The organism is Methylophaga sp. F-2 (assembly GCF_056859315.1).
In genome coordinates this window covers 1-18,781 of the sequence record NZ_JBSXOF010000011.1, presented here as the reverse complement: position 1 = coordinate 18,781, position 18,781 = coordinate 1, and the positions used below count along the sequence as shown (strand labels likewise).

The following is an 18,781-nucleotide window of genomic DNA, read 5'->3' as shown; positions in this document are numbered from 1 at the left end:
ACTGCCTGGAGGATACCCTGTTGTGGTAAATCTAATTTTAACGTTACTAAAAATCATAGCCATCCTTGGCAAATCTAGAAATAGATATCATTTGTGAGGGCAAATCCAGCTTTAGTGTTTTTTTGTCTAGATTTAACCCTCAAAAATCTATTTTAGGGTGTGTCCCTACGGTATTCTTCTTTGCCTGCTATAAAATCAGTTAGGCATAAAAAAAGCCCCTTGGCCTTATAGGACAAGGGGCTTTTTTGCTTAAGAGCGTCTAATGTACCAACTTACCATGCTTCCATTTATCACTCATTTGAATTAATGGAGCAGAGCCTTCTTTGATGGTATCAGGATGCTCAGTAGCTTGAGCAATAGCAGAAAACTTCTCATTTAAGTAAGTTGAGTCCTTAGCCCAGTCAGCAATATTAGCTAGTTTATAGGTGTAGCTCACTTGTGACATGACGTAGCCAAATCTTTCAGCTGGTTCAGTAAAGTCAGTAACTTCGACCACTTCATTTTTTGCGTAACAAAAACGGACCCTACCACGAGAGTTTATATTTGCCTGACTTTCACCCTCAGTTGTCAGACTATACTCACTACCAGGTACAAGCTTTGGTGCTTCATCATCAAACATTGCAGCAAATGCAGGGTTTTTAATTTGTACATCTTCGACTTTCAAAAAACCAATATCCACAAATTCATCAAAGACCGTGTGATTTTTTGAAAGCTCTCTCTTATAAGGCAGTACACCGATATCTAAACACTCCGGTTTTTGCTCATAATAATCATTGATCGCAGTTTCAAAGTTCTCTTTATTTGCATCAGTTGGGCTAGAACAACCGATTACTGATGTTAATACAATTGCCGTGAGGCTTAGAGTTCCTAATCTATTTATCACTAATAAATCCTTATTTTGCATGGTGTGGAAATTCTTCTTCTAAGTGCTCTAAGACAGTGTGCAGTGCTTCATCAGTTGAGCAGCCAACAACCTCAATTAATCCGGTTACAGCAAGACTGGAAACACTATCTAAAGTCTCTATATCATCAAGAGCTGGGTTCAGATCAAACTCTGAGTTAGTCACCAAAAGAGATTGAGTCTGAAATTGTTTAGCTAATACAACTGCCAACTTTTTAGCTTGTTCAATATCCATTGATGTTTGTGAGGATAGCGTGGCCAATAACAATTCAGCTTCTTCGTTTATGTTTTTAGTCATGAGAGCTCCATTAATAAAATTAAACTGCAGCTGCTCACTTGATGGTTAGGTTATCTTCCGACACCATATACACAAGTAAACATGTCACAGTTTGATGATTTCTATACATCACCAACCAACAATAGTGGCGACTTATTCACCAGCACGTAAAAGTAGAGAGCATGTAATAGAGATGATTACTCCAATTGCTAGGTATGTGTTTAGCCCTATAGCCTATTGACTTCTCAAATCACCATATACAGATACAGAAAAATAGAAGATGACAACAACTTTAAATAAATCATACATAAGCTTACTACCTCATTAATTCCAAGACGGTTGTCGATTTACAATTCATTAGCAAAAGGGCAAATAACAAGTCTGTTTATTCGCCCTAAGCCACTGACACTAACTAAGCTGCTTCTTTAAACCCTAGTTGCAGGAAAGAGGTGTTGGTTAATTTTAGATTTTGATTAAAGCTTTCTGCTGCTTCATCAATAGTAATATCAAGTTCTTCTGCAGCTTCCTGAGCTGACTTTAGCCATCCCTCTAATCGTCCAAACTCGACATTCAGTTTTCGCATGAAAGCTTGGTTAAACTTCACATGGCAGTTACCATTCTTGAAGGCCTTTACCGTCATCAATAGTGACTTTTTACCGGTGACATGATCCCAGGAATGAAATTCTTTACCTTTGTTACTTTCCCATTGATAGTCCATTGGCCGTTCATAGTTTGTGGTATCAAACCCAAGGTTAGTAGCTACTGTTAAGATATCCATGATGAGGTCATGTGCTCTGCCTGTTAGCCCGTTATATCGGTTTAAATCAAAGCTCCATTCACTTACAACTAATCCCCCAGCTCGCTCTAATACCAGTCGCGTTTCTAATGAATATCTACTTAATCCTTCTGGTGTTCGACAGTAACGCCATTTCTCCTCGCCATAAGTCTTAGTATTAGATTTATATAAAACAATATTGGCTTTTTCGACCATACTTTTAACAAGCGAGACTAATTGTTCATCAAAGTAATGATTGGCATTTTTTATAACCCAAATAACTACTGCATAGATATTTTCTGAGTTAAAATCAACATCTGTTCTCAATGTCAGGTTAGATAGCAATCGTTCACGTGATGATTTAGTTAATTTGTCGGTGATTTTTTTCAGGTTATTGAACAATTCCTGCCAATAAATATTTTTGAGACCTTTTACTTTTAGTCTCAAGCCTTCTCTGACATCTTTGAAGCTAACCCCTAGTTCATCAAGCAAGTCTGCATCAAGCGTTTCAAATGCTCTGTAGTTTTCCATAAGTTTATTGAGATCACGTTCATACAGTTGAATGAGTACTTGAATGAGGTCTTTTCCTGTCACTAGCTCATTTTGTATACGCTCTTCACTCAAGCTAGCGGATACATCATTCAAGTCACGGCCAGATGTTTTTTCAATCTTAAAATTATCGTTAAACCAAATAGTAAATGGATCAGTGTCTGCTCGACTTGAGCTTGATCGATGTCTGCTTTTTGTCACTAGAGAGACTTTAATAATGTCGACCTTTGCTCTGGAAACACGGTCGGCCGATAAGAAGTCTTTTTGTTTAAGCGTTTCTGCTTTAGCACCTCTTATTTCGAGTGCTTCCTGAATATTTTTACTCGACTTCCACCGACTAGGGATAACGAGATAAATATAGGCTGAATTGGACTCTCTAATAATCTTAGTACTCCAATCTTCAAACTCTGAATAGGGAGGGTTTGCAATCGTTAGTGTCGTGTTTTTATCCATCAAAGTCTGTTGATGGAACTCAGCACCAATAACAAATATCGATTTATCCATAGCCTGGATAAGGGGCTTAGACTTCTCTATCGCGTATCGTTGACCTTCAGTAAGATATTTGAGTGATCGCCCATCTCCAGCCCCACAATCAAGAATAGAAGGGTTAGGATTGATTTCATAGTCATCAACCATTTTATCGATGTCATCTTTTATGACTTTAAGCATTTCTTCAGTAGTGGGATACCATTCAAAGTCCTGATCTTCACTTTTAATCCTCGATACTAAGGCCATCGTTGATTTTTTGTTATCAGGGCTGAAGCTATTTTGTGGTGACAGATTCATTTATTCCTCCAGAGTGATTGAATTTGCTTGCTGTAGGGTGATTCCCTAAAGCTCAAATCCAATCTCTCATGGAAGTTTGATCGCGCAAGTGCCCTCCAGAATGGTGACGATCACGTGATGATTTCGTATCGAATTAAAAAACTGGGGGAGTTCGTTGCGGTATAAGAAATGTGTCAATTTCTAGCATGGAAATACAACTAAGATTAGTTGGCTTATAGTCTTTGACGGATCTGGTGACCCGTCAAACCTAATGTTTTTATCAATCTGAAAGTTATATTAATGAATGTCGTTTATATTATTACCCATAAGGTCTAATGCTTTAGCGATAGCAATTTCTGAGTCATCAAATCCTCCCATGGTTTGTACATCGGTCCCAAGCACCACCATCGAGAACAAGCACTAATTATTGGGTTTCGTCATCTTCACCGATTAATTCAATAAACGGCCTATTCCACCAGTGCTAAATGTCTAATTTGTACGTTATGAATTATCTTTATTATCAAAATTCTGTAGTGAGTTTGGATCGATACAAATACCTGAAAAAAATATTGGCTCGATTTTGTGGTCAATGCTCAGGAAGATAGCTCTCATCATCTTCGAACCATTCGGTATCGAAGATATAGTCATTCTCTACAAACTTACCTTTGACTATATAGAGTTCGGGTAATTTAACTATGGCTTTATCAAGAAGGGTATTCAACGAATAACAAGCACCTTCGTCACTCAGTCCCGGAATCATGAAGTTAATGCGATAAAACTTCTTACTTGATATTTCATTATCAAAAATTTCTTTAAGTTCTTCTTCAGTATAGATGTCTTTCAGTTGCCTATTATCTTCATCATCATCTTCAATTAGGTGAATGAAGTACTGATAATAAGCATCGTGAATGACAACCTCAGCTAGCTCGTCCTCAGTGAGGTAGAACTTGGTATCAAAAATCTCCATTGCATCTTCAAGGTTAAATACGGCAAAGATTCCTTCATTGAAATATCGTTCTGTTTCGTGAAAGACTTTATTTCCATCTATGACTTGGTGCCAATTATCGAAACCAAATTTCTTGGCCACTTTTTCAAGTGCTTCAGTGTGAGTGATATTTTCAGCACGCTTAAGCTTTTTAGCCTGGGCCTTGAGTTTACTAACAGAAGAAGAGTCTATGTGGGCATTATTGCCACGTATGATTTTGGTAATCATCTTTGTACTCCTATGATGTCATTACGAGTACCCACTGCCCGTACATCACGGAAAAAGATTTCACCATATAGTTGTTTTGCATCGTCTCGTTTGAGTTTGCATAGTGGGTAGCCGGCGTCGATAAGCCAGATTTAAGATTAGCAAACTGGAGAATTAGATGCCAGAGAAAATTTACAGCGGTGAATCTTTAACTATTTTGTTATAGGGAACTGGGCTTTCTAATGAGAAGCATAGTTTTTGAAGATATTTCTGGAATGATGCAATATAAGTCTCCACAGTTTGAGAGACTTATAGCAGTATGAAATGTTATGCCAAATGGGAAGAAGACGACAATGCTAAGATTTTCTTTCGAGATCAAACAATCTTACAGTTTGGTAATAGTTGGGATTTAATTGCTAACTTAATTCTGCTCAATCCTGGCAGTGCATCACCCGTAAATAACGAATCGAAGACTGACTACTTACGCTCCCAAGAGCTGCCATTCTTCATAGAACCTAAACAACACGAGATGTATGTTGAATTCAAACTCGACCCTTTAATGCGTAACATTCTAAATCTGTTCTCATCTCATTATCATGGCGGAACAATCAAGATATATAACTTGTTTAACCTTAAAAATCAGGACTCGACAAAAGCCATAGAAGACTTTCAACAGAATTTAATGCATCCCAAGATGTTTACAGCCGATTCAGACATTCTTTATTGTGCATCGCCGGTCATTGTTGCTTCGGGTACAAAAGCAAAATCTCCAGAGCTGCTTATTCAGCTAATCAGACATATCAGGTTGGCATCAAGTGAAAAGCTATTTGCCCTGGAACAAAAAAACGAGAAATTATTTCACATAAAAAAAGCCGAAGTGAATGCATCAGGATATGTAGATAGCTACCATCCATCATTCACGTTCAAATATGGAAATAAAACTGAATTAGGTGAACTACCTATCTAAACTAATGTGCGACGTTTGACACTTACTACCGCATAAGATAAATTCAAATTATCTTTGCAACTCAGTTGCATTGAAAGTTCTGCCACACTTTTAAGCTGGCACTCATTATCAAAGCTGTAAAATGCTTTGCCTACGAACCCAAGGGGTATGCTACCCCTTCGGGGACGGCTGCCCCTTTTTCTTATGGAGAATTTCCATGATTAAAGAAGAAGTGGTGAACAGCCAAGATTCATTGAACCTTAAAGATGTACTCAATTTTTATGCTGATATTGGTAGATATCAATTTTTGGCAAAAGTTGAATGTGTTTCATGTGATTTCGAAGAAGCAGTTTCTTACTACGAATTAGCCGTGGGTCGCGTGTATAACTTTACTTATGATGCGATAAGATCTGGCTCTTCCTGGTGTGAATCTGTTTTCCTTCAGCAATTTCCAGAGTTCAAAGACGCAGTATCTGATGCAACTCTAGCAGCAGAAATGCATTTACTTCATGATCCACAAGCTAAAGGTATCGTTACCGTTTACTGTCCTCGTGGCTGTAATCAGACCACAGTGTCAGCATCTGATCCATGGGATGAGTGTGCAGCATGTGGTCAAGTAATGCATCCTGACTCTGAAGATGAGTACATGTCTTCTCTAGTCCGTGCTGGACAAGTTCAATAGAAAAACAGTTCTCCCAATACGTTGGGACGACAAAGCATCAACACCCTACAGGGGATTACTCCCTCTGTATGGGAGTGGTCTCCTAAAAACTGGAGACAATCACGATGAAAAAATATCCATCAAGAAAAATTCACCAAAGAGACTTTCGCCCAGGAGGTAAGTTACACAATCTTCAAGACTGGTTCTGTACAGGCTGTCAGGTAAATCACTCGGGTTATAGAGAAAGTGTTAAAAGACCAGATGGACTGTACTGCCATGTATCTTTCTATGAGAAATATAAGTCAGAACAGCTAAGAGCAAATCAACAAGGTTGATATGCAATTGAATACCTTCTCCACAGAGAGGGTATTCCAAAGTAATTTGAAGAGATTATTTTGGAATAACGATTCTTGGTGACTTTGTTGCCATGAAAAGTAATCCGGACTTATCAAAACCGGACTCAATGTTCATTCAGTACGCTGAATGATGATGAAAACCCAAGGGGTGTTACCTATTCCCTTGGGGGTAGCTGGCATCCCTTTTTTTATGGAGAAAGGAAATGCAAAAACAGTTACTCAAAGACTTGATTGATTGGATAGAAAAATCCAGCCTTGAAGACTTAGCCCTAAGAAGGCTAAAGCTAGAAGAATTAATTGGCAACACAATGGGTACCGAAGTGCAATCTGACTTAAAACTGGCTATTCGCCTGATTGATGAGGAAGTCGTGACTCGGGCCTGTTTACTACCGAAGTCAGCTTAGCTCGACTATTAATTCTTTTAACAATTTCGGCAGCCTTTTCATCATCGTTTTCAAGCACGATGGCACGAATTAAGGCCTCTGAAAGTGGTTGTTCAGTATTTTGATGAACAAGCTTTAGTTCTGTGTGTTTTTTCATGTGAATGAGGATAGCACACAATTTATTTAGGAGAAGTACCATGGGAGTTGGAAATTTCACACTAGCAAATGCTGAAACTGTGTATATCGAGGACCTACATGTTCACGGTTATTACAGCGGAGGTGAGCTAGATCTTGATCAAACCAATCTGGATTATGAGAATTTAGAAGAAACATTAGTAAGCCTTTTACCAGATAGCTTTTGTAAGGTTGAAAACGAAAGCTATGGAGGCGGTAGCATAATTGCTGAGAACAACTTTTATAGCATTGTACTTACTCACTGGGTAGGTTACTACGCATTAAGTGTTGTGATTAGAGATAACGATGTCCGGTATGACTGGGGCATTAACCCTCTCGCTGCACATCATCATGCAAGAGTTGCTTTACGATTCTTCGACAAAATTCATGATATCTATCCGCTGCGAGTCCCAACTAGTGCATGGACGAGCGATGTGTACCAGAAAACACTGGCAGCGTAAGGACAGGTAATTAATCACAAATATATCTGGACTATTGACCAGATATTTACTCACCCCCTGGGAGGTATTTCACTCCCGCATAGGGGGGTGGAGTACTTCTCGCATCAGGAGAATGATGATGAGAAAGAAATTTCTAGTTGCATATGGATTAGGTGGATGCTGGCCTGGCTACAAAAATGCCTGCATTATTGAGTCATGTGACGAAGCAATAGAACAAGATGCTTTTAATATTGCTACCGAGCTTTGGCACAATCAGAAGCCAGGTTCCTCTCTAAGTTATATCTGGGAGGAAATAACAACAATAGTGAATGATTGTGTCTTATATCAATCTCGACTGACCCTTAAAGCGAAAGCCAAAGTTAATCAACTGCCTTATGCGGTTCATAGCATGGGTAAAACATTTTTGGCCAAGCAAATCTATGGACTTAGAAGTGCCAATGATTTTCTGAAATCCAACAAGGATTATGGAGTTATCCATGCCAATTATGCAGAGGATGTTTATTTGGTTGCAGAAAATGAGTCACCAGGCATCAATGAGGTAGAACTTTCTTCCACGCTGATTGCAGGCCACGTTACGTTATAGGAGGTTGTCAGATGTTTATTTATGCATTACTTCAGACGACTTCCATTGATAACACGGTCACTGAGCAAATATTCGTCGAAGAGAAAGACTTTGATGACGCATATTGGTCAGCAATGAAAGATTCAAACATAAAATTAGTCACAGTCAATCCGCAAGAGAGCGACTGATAAATCTATCCCAAGGGGAGCTGGCCTCCCCAAAAGGGAGACCAGTTTCTCTACTAAATTGGAGAAACAAAGATGGAAACATACAGCGTTCTAGCATTAAGTACTGGCCATATTGAAGAATCTGATAATGTTGCATTAAAAGCAGCTGCGTATCAGACAAATATGGTAATGGTTCGAGATTCTGGCTATTTCATTAAGCTTTACCAAGATGATCAAACCAGAAATATCAGACCAGGCTACAGTTCTTCACTACAAAAACTTATTGAGTTTGCTCTCGATAAAGGATTTGGGATGATCGAACTGGACAGTGATGCAGATACGTTAGAAGAGTTTATTCTGCACGACTGGTAAACATTGATCCCCCCATTACGGGGGGTATCTCAAAGCAGTTTGTTCACAGATTTTTTTGAGATACTTACCACACACTATATTCGAATAGAACATTTAATCCTTAGTTTAAAATATAGAAATTACTACCCGGTAAATCAGCCACTTGATGCAAGCTAATTTCGACTACTATTAATAACCAGCTCAACCAAACAAATGGAGCAGATGCTCATCTGTGTAAAGTAACTCGGTTGCATTTTTTTTGCATATAGCTTATAAAAGTATTGCTCTTGGTAGGAGCCTGTCACTCGTCATTGCAAAGCTTTTGAAGCACTACTGATTACATTTATTCTACTAGCTCAATATTTTTAATCGGGCTTGTTTAGTGGTGGCAGACGAGTGACGCTTTTAGGCAAGCTGGGAGATTAGAAATGTTGACAGAAAAAATCCGTCCGTCGACCCTCAATGGCATTAAACGCCTCACCAAACAACTAAAGAAAGCTAATAGCATTCCTCATCATGAAGCTTTGGATATTGCAGCCAAAGCAGCTGGTTATGAAAATTATAATCATGCTAGGAACAGTCTAAGAAATACAAATCCTTCTATATCAAACCACCAATTATTCTTCACTGTCTATTGGGATGATCGAGAAAGCCGTGAGAGTGGCAGAGAGCTTCTTGAAATAGATCTGTCTAAACCTTTGCTTGAAACAGCAACAAAAAACGAACTTCGGTATTCAAACGGCCTAGCTGGATTTAGGCTAGCATCGCCAGACCACTTTGTTAGTGATGTCGTTATTAATAGTAAACAGGCGGCAGTAGAAAGAATCTGCAAAGCTGTACGAACATTAAGGTTTATGGATGCTACGGGATTAAAACCAAGTAAAGACATCTTTGCAGCCTATCCAGAGAGAGACCCAAAAAATAGATTACCTAGAACTGACCACGCAACTAATTGGTATGATCCTAAGACAGGTCAATTCATACTAATAGATGAGCCTTATCCGAATTCTGTATTTGATGAAGGAAGAGAGGCTTGGACTGCAAGACATAAATGGTATTTACAGGCTGCTGAGTGGCCAGGAATGTATTTTCCTGGTATGTCCAAACTGTATGTTGCAACTGACGCAACGACTGGATATGACTTTGATGGTTTAATGTCTAAAATTGACAATATCCCACACCCTCTAACACATGAAAACTGGACAGGCACCTCTGCTGAAGGTCACGAAACATTTTACAGTCCATTATGTAAAACACCCCAGGACAAAAAAAGAGCAGTAGCTAAAGGCACCATCTATAGAACTGCAAGTAAAAAGACTGCTCCCATGAGACATTGGGGTTCAGTGGATAATGAACGACGCCCCAATGCAAGAATGTCGGTTGAGAACCATCAACAAGCAGCGAGAATGATTAAAGCTATTGAGGAATCAGTTGCAAAGCCAAGAACTGTTAATAACCGTTTATCTTCTATCAAGAGCACATTAGAAGATTGGTTTCTTGCAGAACACAGCAGAAAAATAACGGATCTATATGATTATTTCTATTACGGTGAAATTGATAGCAATGACCCGTTTATTTCACAAGTGACTTCCTCAAAAGGCGTTTTGGAATTACTGAAGCAACTCAAACGTTTATTAGAAGAGTGCTATATCCATTGTGAACCTTTAAGACGAATGACTGCAAAACTAGACACCTGCATAAAGCTCACTTCTAAGCTTCTATAAAATACTCTTAAGAAGTCACATGTTAAGTGCCTACTCATCGATAAGTGGTGAATAGGCCTTTTCTCTCTTTTTTGCTCACTTTATATAGAAGTATGTGTACTATGAATAACTAATTGTTTTAACAAAATAAGATGATGGTTATGCCCGTTATGCATCCGAATCAGATGAGTGAAACTAAACTTAGAATCGAATATGCCGAGCGGTCTTGGGAGTATGAATTCCCAGATTGTATCGAGGAAGCACTTGAAGACGACTATGTTCTGAATCACGATTTGTACAAGGATGGAGTTTTTGAATACATTGCCATGTTGTGTTTCCTTTGCCCAGATATAACACCAGAATTCGTGCTGGAGATAATTCGTGAATACGAGAAGAATGCATAACAAGGCAATTCACGTAAGCATATGTACATGGCTAGATTCATTGTTAAATAGAAACAACTACATACAATATCTACACATTAGACCTTGGATTTACAATCAACCAATAACTGGATTTACTCAAATAAAGCGCTTTAGGTGGTATAAAAGCTATTTCCAGATTGGCTGTTTTAACGAGGTTTCTTCAAATCCAAAAATAACGATTGGAATCACTTGAGGCCTCAAGATTGAAACCATTCATTGAGTAATAAATCCAGCTTTACAGCTCTCAATCGAATTTAGCCTGTACGCATATGCGAGCGTGCTATTTTGTATATCTTACGCAGGTAAAGGCAGTCTACCGTCTACCTGAAAATCTATTACTGGATAATGAAAAGTTGCGGATGAATCCACACGTTTGAATGAAACTTGGTTCAATGTAGTGATGCACAACCAAGCAGCCTTGCTCTTAGGCTCTAAACTTTGAAACGGTGATTTGTTAAATAGAGCAACACAAAACCCACTACTAGTATCACGTGCAGAGCAGTACTCAAAGGCATCTACGCCTGAAGCTCGCATATCAGATCCAACATCCTGAGCATGAGCATAATTTTCGGGGTGTTTTAATTCTGCATCAAACTGGCTGAAAGGGGGCGCATGGAGTTGGATTCCATTATTGGAATAATAGTCCACACTGAACATTGTGTGTTCTGTGCTAATCTTATCTAATGCTGTTACATCTGCTATGGTGCTTATGAAAACAAACCGATAATAAGCCGCCTCTGCTAATGTCGTATCTGGACTACAACCACCATAAAACAAACTTGGTTCATTTGTTCGACCAAACCGAGAACCATGCTTAAGAGGTGGATATCGGAAAGGTGTCGTCAACAAATAATGATATCCATTAAGGTTTTCAGGGTAGGGTGGTTTAACCTCATCAAGCATTGTTTCTAGCAATGACTGCTCATGCATGTCATCCACATACCCCATAGTAGCTACCTGTTCTTGACTTTCAACCAAGCGATGAAGGGTTCCAGATATAGGTTTTATATGACCCTGGCCATTGCAGGCCTTCCATATCACTATACTTTACCTCGAATAGCATCCACATACCGAAGGACGGTCATTAAGCCACTAATAGTCGCAATCTGCTCAGCAGGAACGCCACCGGTCATTTGATTATGAGAACGCATAAACCGTTTAATCCATGTTTCATCACCGCCAGTTAAAGCAAATAAAGCTCTGGCAATACGAATGACATAGAGAGCCAATTCACCTTCTTTAGTTTCTGGATTCAGTAAAGCATGGCTTTTAAGCTTACTAATTGAGGTTCTATGCAAACCAATTGCTGCGCCAGTCTCAGTCTGGTTAAGACCAAGTTGCTCAGCAGCTCTCAGGATAGCTTTACTAAGCACAGCATTTCTGTCTGGAAGTTGTTGTTGAATAACGTTCATACATCCCCCTCTTTGTTATCTATATGGACATCCCATACTAGTCACTAATTCACATTTTATAGATTATTTGTCAATTATGCACACTTTTTCATAGCGCAAAGTGTAAGCACACATTATGAAATAGACTCGGTATCAACTGAAATCAATTAGATAGAAATTACCTACAACATAATTCTAGATTTATTTCATATCAAAATCTGGATTCACAAGAGAAACAAGTATTAATTTCAAGATTTACACAAATATGACAAATATGTAAGTCATTGATTTTATATGTGACCTTGAAAATTTACAGAGAGATAAAACTGAATCCACACAACTATGACCTCGATGCGTTACGAAAAATATAATCTCTAAACGCTTGCTCGGTCATCTTATTATGTCGACCATCATAAGTTGTTGGGTCAAGGTTATAAGGTGAACGTGTACTGAAGATCACAAAACATCCGCTAAAGTACCTACAGACCAAACGAGCATCTTCAGTTAGTGGCTCACCTTGGTATTCGTGAATATCCCAATGATATCTTTGAACATATTTATTAGCCTGAAGCTCCACCAATTCTTCGTAGCAGGTGAAAGATCGTTTCCCATCATAAACATCGGTCAATTCAATATCTTCAACTTCTAACCTAAAATAATTCCATTTTGGGTTAAGTCCGAACGATTCAAATGTCAGTTTTCTAGGTTTTATATAGTCATAAATACTATCTGAAATCTTGATTGCAATCATCCCAACTTCTTTAGCATGCTCGGCACCAATAAACGTATTACCACCACCTCCCGGTAGGAAGGTATGATTCAAGGACTTTGTCTTTCCAATCTCATTCAATACCGTGATGATATTCTCGCTATTTGTCCAAGTAACAGATTCAGGCATTCCAGCTGGAAAAAGTCTGTTTTGAAGATCAAACCACTCGGTGAGATTTTGCTGATGAAAGTCATTATTTATTCGAATCCAATCCTCAATTCTATTGATAACATCTTTCATTCTAGGTCTCAGCTCAGGAGAGTTATCAGTACATTCAGCCAATAATTCATTGAGTGATTTAGTGTAAAGTCCAGTACAAACAGAGTTAATGCTAATGACTGATAAAGGGCTGTACTGGCCATCAAAACATTGCATGTCACCGACAATGGCTATCCATAGAGTCTTTGCAAAAGAGTATATGTCAGCTGCCTCACCATCTGCTTGATGGGCATACCGTCTCATTTCAGGGGCCATTGTATATTTTGGTCCAACATCACTTTTTTCAGGCGTGATATCAAGTCTATCTGGGTATTTAACAAGGCCAAAGTCGGAAATGTACAATCTATCATTGAGGAATAAAATGTTGGCCGGTTTTATATCTCGATGGTGAAATTTTCTTTGATGAAGCTCATGTATAGTTTTTGCAAGTTCTAGCATCCCTTCTACGATTTGGAGAATACTCTTGCCATCTCGCCAATCGGTAAACTTCAAAGCTTTAGGCATGACATACCACGGTACTTGACTAGAGATATCTTCAGGTAGAAAACTGTCAATTAAAGGGATAACACCAACAATATCTTGGTTTTTCTCAATAAGCTTCAACTTCAGATCTAAACCGGTCATAAACAACGGATCTAATATTCTTTAATAGTTTTATTGCACCTGATGACTTGGCTATATGAGTAGCCGACCATACCTCACCGTTTCCACCGACTCCTAGTTTACTTTCGAGCCTCCAATCCCCTACCAGCTGATTCTTCTTATAACGAATTTTTTTCGACACAATATTAATATTCCTTTAATAGCCGTCAGACACTAAATACGATAGACAATTGATCTCAAAACAACAGAGTGTACAGCAAAGACTTTATTCTTTATGAACTCCATCACAATAGTTCGTTTGACAGAAAAAGCGGTGAATAGTAATTTATATCTATCGCTGTAACTCTGTTACACAATAGGTTTTGTCGCACCACAAAACGGCACTCTATATTTAATCAGTAAGCTGATTTAGTTCACCCAAGGGGTATATCTATCCTCCTTGGGATAAATGTATCCCGTAACTTTAGGAGAGTATTATGGGACACATAATCATTGACCATTTCCCTGAATATCATTTCATTGAGAAAGAATTTGGTTTTAATAGGCCAGCACTTCTTAATGCTCAAAGCGATACACCAAAACGATTAGCACTAAATCCAAAAGCTGTTGCTGGCTATGAAACAGTGATGATTGAAACTAATCGACCTGGGCCACCGAACACCAAAAGCGACAAGATTAAAGGTGTTAGGATTAGAAGCTCGTGGGGGCAGCACTTCATTATCTTTGATGATCTTTCTCAGAGCTTTGAGAAGGTTCTTGAAGAAGCATGCCAAAGTGAAGTTAATACATATTTTACAACCGATGATTCGAAGTACTTTAAACAGTTCGGAATACATCCTTCATCAGCTAAGAATCAATTAGCTGCAAACTCATAATAAAAAAGGCACTACCTTCCGGTGGTGCCTTTTTAGTTTAGTGTTATTACTTAAATATGAATTTGAATTTTATCTAAGTTTAACCGCAGCCATAGTACATCCAAACTCATCGAACGCATTGCTGACAATCTTATAACCTGTTCTATTAGCCAATAAATCTTTCTCGACAAATGACATATCATGCAAGGGAACAGCTCCGAAAAGCTTTACAACATCGCCTTGATCTTCAATCCAGTATGACTTCAAATAGGTTCTTTTAAGTATCTTCAAAATAGTATTTATAAAAAACATATTCATCATGCCAACCCCGGCTAAAGCGAATACTGCCATGAAATACTTGTCAATCAGGTTGCCTTCTTTTCCCAAACTCCAGCCATAAGGCACTGATATGACCAACAAGGCTACTGCAATCGAGTAGATCACAATAGCACTTCCCAAATCTCGTCTCTTTAGTCGTTTTTCGAATGTATCTTTGTCCAACTTGAATCTCCTACAATCTATATCTTTATCTATCAGTTTCAATATTCAAACCCGTACATCATTCAAACTGATACTATCCACTTAAGCGACACCAGAGAGTGAGTTGGCTGTACTTGTTACTGCCAATTGCACTGCTGTATCTTGGCTCAGAACAGGAACCTTTAAACCTGATACTATTGGCTCAATCCTGATAAACGTCCCAGTTTGACTCATCAACATTCTATCCCAATGTCCTTGTGTATCTCGGTAGATTATTAGCTCAGGTAATTGTCCAATTTCATTGGCTATATCTTTCAAAACATACTCAGCTGTATTGGTCACAGTGATACTCGGCCTACTATTATCAAAATCATCAGTAATGCATAAAACGTGATGACCAGCATAGTGTTGTAATGTATATGAGAATACGGGCGGGGTAGGGGTTTTCATGGCTAATAAGCACCTCTTTTTATTGCTTGAATTTCTATAAAGCCAAATAATTAAAAGCGAATTTAATCACATTCATTTTTATCTGGCTGTGAACTACTTCTTTTTATGCTGCCCAATTTTCCAGAGTCATTCTGAGTGGCGTCATATCTGAAACATTAAACGCTGCTCCTGACTTAGCTTTCTTTTTGATGAAAGCCAAATACGAGCGTTGTTTGCCTGCTTTATTATTTGAAAGCACGTTGTTGTGATTAGAGTGTGTAAAGACGGTATTAAAGACTGCCTCTTCCCAAATCGCCATAGATTCCACAGAGATGATGTCAGTGGTGACTGCCGTACCGCTACACAGAGATGTATTTGCATATATGTTCCAAAGCGGGGCATGGTAAAGCGGCTGAGTAAGCTTCGGACGACCATTCCCAACATAGGCCACTACCTTTAAACGACCATTACAATCTGCATGGAATACAAGGGAGGGGAATTTAAGTTTGATATGTAAAACTTCATCACCGGCTTTGATGTGCATGGTGCGAATCTTAGACGGGACGTACCACACCATTTTCTGACTGTTAATCATCAACAGATTAGATGGTAACCATTGAGTTTTAACACCATCCTCACCGTTTAAATAATCTCGTAACTCCTGTTTATCTGCTTCACTGATAAGCCGTCCTGCACCTATAACTGACCCAGTAGGAGATTGCTTAACATCATGGATTGTTAGAGAGAGCTGCTTTGTATTGAGAGAATGAATGGCGTCTTCGTCGAACAGTCCATCCATTTCTGGCTTATCTACAGTATGAAAAAGTAAGGCTTTATGTGTCTTTATAGAATATGGTGTCATTTTACGTCCTCCTTAACTTCATTATCCATACTTTGTGAATCAGGCAAGTTTTGCTCTATTTTTGCTGTCATCTTTGCCATATCCGTGAATAATCCTGCACCTCTGTATATTCTCTCGGTAGCTAATTTGACCGTATCAGCATAATCACCGTAAGCCCATCCATAAAAGGTTGGTGTTTCTCCAGCTTCCATCATGCTATTAAATACATCCGATTGGACATCCCACCAAAAGCCATTGTCTGACCATGCAAGCATGTACGCCATAGCAACTGGGGGGTTATCAGTCTCAACGCCTGTATTAAGATCGGGTATAGGGATTTAATGGTTGATGGGGCACTTTCACCCCACCAACCTGATACCACCCTCAGATGGTTGATAGATCGACCCCGTAGTTGAGTTCCTCTGCGAAGTCCGGCAGTCCGTAACCGATGGTTTTCTTGTAGAACGGAGAGACCTTCGCAGTCGGAGCCTTCTTCTTGTGCTTCGTAGTGTAGAGCATTCGTGCCCGCATCACCTCGAAGGAGTAACCTCGCCCTTCACGGTTCTTGTCCTTGGCCAGTCGGTTGATGGACTCCGTGTAAGCATTGGTGACGGGCATGTCCGTCTCGAAGTAGGTCATGATCTCTTCGCGCCAGTTGCCCACAGCCCTGACCAGATCGCTCCAGACTTCCTTCTGGCCCTTCGGAATGGTGGCTATCCAGTCGTCCAGGGCGGTTTCTGCCTGGGGTCGTGTGGTGGCGTCCCAGATGCCGTAAAAGCGTTCCTTGTGCTCGTAGGCGGCCAGCAGTTGCGGGAATGCGCCTGTCCAGGTCTCCATGATGAAGCGTTCCCGGTCTGAGACTTCGTGAGCGCGTTTCAGCAGGATTTTCCGGTCTCCCTTGAGGGTTCGGCTCTGGGAAGGTTTCAGCTCCTTCCTGAGGCCCTTGCGTACCTTCTTCAGCGCATCGTTGGCCATACGCACCACATGGAACTTATCGACGACGATACGGGCCTGTGGCAGCACCGCCTTGGCAGCTGCCCGGTAGGGGTTCCACATGTCCATGCTGACGATCTCGACCTTCTGCCGGTCTTTCAGCTTCATCAGGTAGTTGGTCACCACGTCCTGACGGCGGGTGGCCAGCAGGTCAAGCAGGGTTCGCTCCTCGATGTTGGTCAGGATGCAGCGGTAGCGCTTGTTCAGGTACAGCTCGTCGATGCCCAGAATGCGGGGCGTCTCGAAGCGGTGCCAACGCCCCAGGAACTCGGCACGGGCGTTGAAGATGTCGCGTACCGTCTTCTCGTCCAGGCCGGTCTGTGACGCCACGAAGGTGTAGGGGTGGTTGAAGGATTCCTTCTCCACGTATTCATGCAACCGCAGCGTCATGCGGAAGCCGTCCACCATCTCCGGTAGCTGGGGCCTGAAGGTGATCTTGCAGGCCCGGCAGTTGTACCGGCGGCGGACCACCCAGAGGGTGACCCGCTTACCGTGGATGGGCAGATCACGATAGGGAACATCACGCTTGCCGAACCGCACGAACTCACCCTGGACGCCGCATTCCTCGCAGGCGATGGGATCGGGCGCGTCCACCTGGAAGTGCATATCGTCGTCGGTGGATTTGCAGCCCAGGACCTGGTACTCAGGCAGGTGCAAGATGTTGTTAGGCATTTCCGTCATGGCAGTTTATAGATGCAGACCTCAGTCAGACCAATCTGTTTCGACATTGGTGTTTGTTCTTTCACGCAACAAGCTTGAGGAAACGAAAAGTAAGACACCGAGGACAATTGCAATATCTGCGACATTGAAAGCCGGCCAGTGCCAGGCTCGCCAATAGACATCAAAGGAATCCACAACATAGCCACGAAATATCCGATCAATCAGGTTACCCATCGCGCCACCAAGGATAAGACTGTAGGCGATGGCCTCTCCTTTGTGACGGTTCTCAAGGACCAGCTTGATCAGCAAAATTGAGACCACCACCGCGATTCCGATCAAAAAGTAGCGCTGCCAGCCTCCACCATTGGCAAAAAGACTGAATGCGGCACCGGTGTTCCATACGTGCACCCAGCTAAAGAATGGCGTCACCGAAACCGACTCGCCATATGCCATTGATTGCTGGACCAGCCATTTTACAATCTGGTCAGACGCGGCTATCAGGCCGGAGATGGACAACAGGGCATACGGCGAGAGGTATTTGCCAATCATGGATGTTGCCTAACCCTTGAGGGCCAGAATGCGTCTGGCTCCGTTAAGCACGACAACCCCCGCGATGGTACCGATAATCAGATCCGGATAATTGGATCCGGTCCACGCGACCAGGGCGCCGGCGGTGATGACGCCCAGGTTGATCACCACGTCATTGGCCGAGAATATCCAGCTTGCCTTCATGTGCGCCCCGCCCTCTCGATGTTTGGATATCAGCAGCAAACAAGTGGTATTGGCAATCAGTGCGACGAATGCGATAAGCATCATCACCATCGATTCCGGCTCGCTACCGAAGACGAAGCGTCTCACCACCTCTGCGAGCACGCCAACAGCCAGAATCAACTG

22 protein-coding genes are annotated in these 18,781 nt (G+C 40.8%); 8 read left to right on the top strand and 14 right to left on the bottom strand.

Features of this window, described 5'->3' with window-relative positions:
* Positions 1–259 precede the first annotated feature (259 nt).
* From AC13DA_RS01195 to AC13DA_RS01180, 4 genes are all read right to left on the bottom strand, one after another.
* On the bottom strand, positions 260–904 hold the full coding sequence (locus tag AC13DA_RS01195; protein WP_482945795.1) for a hypothetical protein: 645 nt from the start codon (positions 902–904) through the stop codon (positions 260–262).
* Positions 894–1,199: a hypothetical protein gene (locus tag AC13DA_RS01190; RefSeq protein WP_482945794.1), complete on the bottom strand. Its 306-nt coding sequence runs from the start codon at positions 1,197–1,199 to the stop codon at positions 894–896. Before AC13DA_RS01190 ends, AC13DA_RS01195 begins: the two co-directional genes overlap by 11 nt.
* Before the next feature lie 391 nt (positions 1,200–1,590).
* Entirely contained in the window at positions 1,591–3,288 is a 1,698-nt protein-coding gene (locus tag AC13DA_RS01185) for a DUF4942 domain-containing protein (RefSeq protein WP_482945793.1), read from the bottom strand.
* 565 nt (positions 3,289–3,853) lie between these two features.
* Positions 3,854–4,480, bottom strand: a complete 627-nt coding sequence (locus AC13DA_RS01180; protein WP_482945792.1) for a glyoxalase superfamily protein — start codon at positions 4,478–4,480, stop codon at positions 3,854–3,856.
* Between the two features lie 298 nt (positions 4,481–4,778).
* On the opposite strand from AC13DA_RS01180, the gene AC13DA_RS01175 reads away from it, so the two are divergent.
* The 7 genes from AC13DA_RS01175 to AC13DA_RS01145 all read left to right on the top strand — a co-directional run bounded on the left by AC13DA_RS01175 (position 4,779) and on the right by AC13DA_RS01145 (position 10,244).
* A complete protein-coding gene (locus tag AC13DA_RS01175; RefSeq protein ID WP_482945791.1) occupies positions 4,779–5,426 on the top strand; it encodes a hypothetical protein in 648 nt (215 codons plus the stop codon).
* A 196-nt stretch (positions 5,427–5,622) separates the two neighbouring features.
* Positions 5,623–6,087, top strand: a complete 465-nt coding sequence (locus tag AC13DA_RS01170) for a hypothetical protein (protein WP_482945790.1) — start codon at positions 5,623–5,625, stop codon at positions 6,085–6,087.
* 538 nt (positions 6,088–6,625) lie between these two features.
* Positions 6,626–6,826 (top strand): hypothetical protein, encoded by a 201-nt coding sequence (locus AC13DA_RS01165; RefSeq protein ID WP_482945789.1) that lies wholly within the window; start codon positions 6,626–6,628, stop codon positions 6,824–6,826.
* 176 nt (positions 6,827–7,002) lie between these two features.
* A complete protein-coding gene (locus AC13DA_RS01160) occupies positions 7,003–7,440 on the top strand; it encodes a hypothetical protein (protein ID WP_482945788.1) in 438 nt (145 codons plus the stop codon).
* 118 nt (positions 7,441–7,558) lie between these two features.
* On the top strand, positions 7,559–8,023 hold the full coding sequence (locus AC13DA_RS01155) for a hypothetical protein (RefSeq protein WP_482945787.1): 465 nt from the start codon (positions 7,559–7,561) through the stop codon (positions 8,021–8,023).
* Positions 8,024–8,262: 239 nt separating this feature from the next.
* On the top strand, positions 8,263–8,541 hold the full coding sequence (locus tag AC13DA_RS01150) for a DUF5983 family protein (RefSeq protein ID WP_482945786.1): 279 nt from the start codon (positions 8,263–8,265) through the stop codon (positions 8,539–8,541).
* 407 nt (positions 8,542–8,948) lie between these two features.
* On the top strand, positions 8,949–10,244 hold the full coding sequence (locus tag AC13DA_RS01145; protein WP_482945785.1) for a DUF5623 domain-containing protein: 1,296 nt from the start codon (positions 8,949–8,951) through the stop codon (positions 10,242–10,244).
* A gap of 698 nt (positions 10,245–10,942) precedes the next feature.
* Here the strand turns inward: AC13DA_RS01145 and AC13DA_RS01140 are convergent.
* From AC13DA_RS01140 to AC13DA_RS01130, 3 genes are all read right to left on the bottom strand, one after another.
* On the bottom strand, positions 10,943–11,626 hold the full coding sequence (locus AC13DA_RS01140) for an RES family NAD+ phosphorylase (RefSeq protein ID WP_482945784.1): 684 nt from the start codon (positions 11,624–11,626) through the stop codon (positions 10,943–10,945).
* A gap of 62 nt (positions 11,627–11,688) precedes the next feature.
* Positions 11,689–12,060 carry an MbcA/ParS/Xre antitoxin family protein gene (locus tag AC13DA_RS01135; RefSeq protein WP_007146105.1) on the bottom strand — a complete coding sequence of 124 codons (372 nt, stop codon included), beginning with the start codon at positions 12,058–12,060 and terminating at the stop codon, positions 11,689–11,691.
* 319 nt (positions 12,061–12,379) lie between these two features.
* Positions 12,380–13,651: a protein kinase domain-containing protein gene (locus AC13DA_RS01130; RefSeq protein WP_482945783.1), complete on the bottom strand. Its 1,272-nt coding sequence runs from the start codon at positions 13,649–13,651 to the stop codon at positions 12,380–12,382.
* 455 nt (positions 13,652–14,106) lie between these two features.
* Here AC13DA_RS01130 and AC13DA_RS01125 point away from each other — a divergent pair, with 455 nt between their 5' ends.
* On the top strand, positions 14,107–14,505 hold the full coding sequence (locus AC13DA_RS01125; protein ID WP_007146107.1) for a hypothetical protein: 399 nt from the start codon (positions 14,107–14,109) through the stop codon (positions 14,503–14,505).
* 69 nt (positions 14,506–14,574) lie between these two features.
* Here AC13DA_RS01125 and AC13DA_RS01120 read toward each other — a convergent pair whose 3' ends face one another.
* The 7 genes from AC13DA_RS01120 to AC13DA_RS01090 all read right to left on the bottom strand — a co-directional run.
* Complete coding sequence (locus AC13DA_RS01120) at positions 14,575–14,985, bottom strand: hypothetical protein (RefSeq protein ID WP_007146108.1); 411 nt, start codon at positions 14,983–14,985, stop codon at positions 14,575–14,577.
* An 81-nt stretch (positions 14,986–15,066) separates the two neighbouring features.
* Positions 15,067–15,414, bottom strand: coding sequence for a hypothetical protein (locus tag AC13DA_RS01115; RefSeq protein ID WP_007146109.1), 348 nt, complete (start codon positions 15,412–15,414; stop codon positions 15,067–15,069).
* A 103-nt stretch (positions 15,415–15,517) separates the two neighbouring features.
* A complete protein-coding gene (locus AC13DA_RS01110) occupies positions 15,518–16,255 on the bottom strand; it encodes a PRTRC system protein B (RefSeq protein WP_482945782.1) in 738 nt (245 codons plus the stop codon).
* Positions 16,252–16,509: a hypothetical protein gene (locus tag AC13DA_RS01105; RefSeq protein WP_473797661.1), complete on the bottom strand. Its 258-nt coding sequence runs from the start codon at positions 16,507–16,509 to the stop codon at positions 16,252–16,254. Before AC13DA_RS01105 ends, AC13DA_RS01110 begins: the two co-directional genes overlap by 4 nt.
* 109 nt (positions 16,510–16,618) lie before the next feature.
* Entirely contained in the window at positions 16,619–17,908 is a 1,290-nt protein-coding gene (locus tag AC13DA_RS01100; RefSeq protein WP_007146112.1) for an ISL3 family transposase, read from the bottom strand.
* 21 nt (positions 17,909–17,929) lie between these two features.
* Positions 17,930–18,436, bottom strand: coding sequence for a signal peptidase II (gene lspA, locus AC13DA_RS01095; RefSeq protein ID WP_007146113.1), 507 nt, complete (start codon positions 18,434–18,436; stop codon positions 17,930–17,932).
* A 9-nt stretch (positions 18,437–18,445) separates the two neighbouring features.
* Positions 18,446–18,781 (bottom strand): cation efflux transmembrane domain-containing protein (locus AC13DA_RS01090; protein WP_482945781.1); only part of this gene is annotated, 336 nt, incomplete at its 5' end.

Bases quoted from the DNA above. Each gene is read 5' to 3' on its own strand.
- AC13DA_RS01195 (WP_482945795.1), bottom strand. From the start codon at position 904: ATGCAAAATAAGGATTTATTAGTGATAAATAGATTAGGAACTCTAAGC.
- AC13DA_RS01190 (WP_482945794.1), bottom strand. From the start codon at position 1,199: ATGACTAAAAACATAAACGAAGAAGCTGAATTGTTATTGGCCACGCTA.
- AC13DA_RS01185 (WP_482945793.1), bottom strand. From the start codon at position 3,288: ATGAATCTGTCACCACAAAATAGCTTCAGCCCTGATAACAAAAAATCA.
- AC13DA_RS01180 (WP_482945792.1), bottom strand. From the start codon at position 4,480: ATGATTACCAAAATCATACGTGGCAATAATGCCCACATAGACTCTTCT.
- AC13DA_RS01175 (WP_482945791.1), top strand. From the start codon at position 4,779: ATGAAATGTTATGCCAAATGGGAAGAAGACGACAATGCTAAGATTTTC.
- AC13DA_RS01170 (WP_482945790.1), top strand. From the start codon at position 5,623: ATGATTAAAGAAGAAGTGGTGAACAGCCAAGATTCATTGAACCTTAAA.
- AC13DA_RS01165 (WP_482945789.1), top strand. From the start codon at position 6,626: ATGCAAAAACAGTTACTCAAAGACTTGATTGATTGGATAGAAAAATCC.
- AC13DA_RS01160 (WP_482945788.1), top strand. From the start codon at position 7,003: ATGGGAGTTGGAAATTTCACACTAGCAAATGCTGAAACTGTGTATATC.
- AC13DA_RS01155 (WP_482945787.1), top strand. From the start codon at position 7,559: ATGAGAAAGAAATTTCTAGTTGCATATGGATTAGGTGGATGCTGGCCT.
- AC13DA_RS01150 (WP_482945786.1), top strand. From the start codon at position 8,263: ATGGAAACATACAGCGTTCTAGCATTAAGTACTGGCCATATTGAAGAA.
- AC13DA_RS01145 (WP_482945785.1), top strand. From the start codon at position 8,949: ATGTTGACAGAAAAAATCCGTCCGTCGACCCTCAATGGCATTAAACGC.
- AC13DA_RS01135 (WP_007146105.1), bottom strand. From the start codon at position 12,060: ATGAACGTTATTCAACAACAACTTCCAGACAGAAATGCTGTGCTTAGT.
- AC13DA_RS01130 (WP_482945783.1), bottom strand. From the start codon at position 13,651: ATGACCGGTTTAGATCTGAAGTTGAAGCTTATTGAGAAAAACCAAGAT.
- AC13DA_RS01125 (WP_007146107.1), top strand. From the start codon at position 14,107: ATGGGACACATAATCATTGACCATTTCCCTGAATATCATTTCATTGAG.
- AC13DA_RS01115 (WP_007146109.1), bottom strand. From the start codon at position 15,414: ATGAAAACCCCTACCCCGCCCGTATTCTCATATACATTACAACACTAT.
- AC13DA_RS01110 (WP_482945782.1), bottom strand. From the start codon at position 16,255: ATGACACCATATTCTATAAAGACACATAAAGCCTTACTTTTTCATACT.
- AC13DA_RS01105 (WP_473797661.1), bottom strand. From the start codon at position 16,509: ATGCTTGCATGGTCAGACAATGGCTTTTGGTGGGATGTCCAATCGGAT.
- AC13DA_RS01100 (WP_007146112.1), bottom strand. From the start codon at position 17,908: ATGACGGAAATGCCTAACAACATCTTGCACCTGCCTGAGTACCAGGTC.
- lspA (WP_007146113.1), bottom strand. From the start codon at position 18,436: ATGATTGGCAAATACCTCTCGCCGTATGCCCTGTTGTCCATCTCCGGC.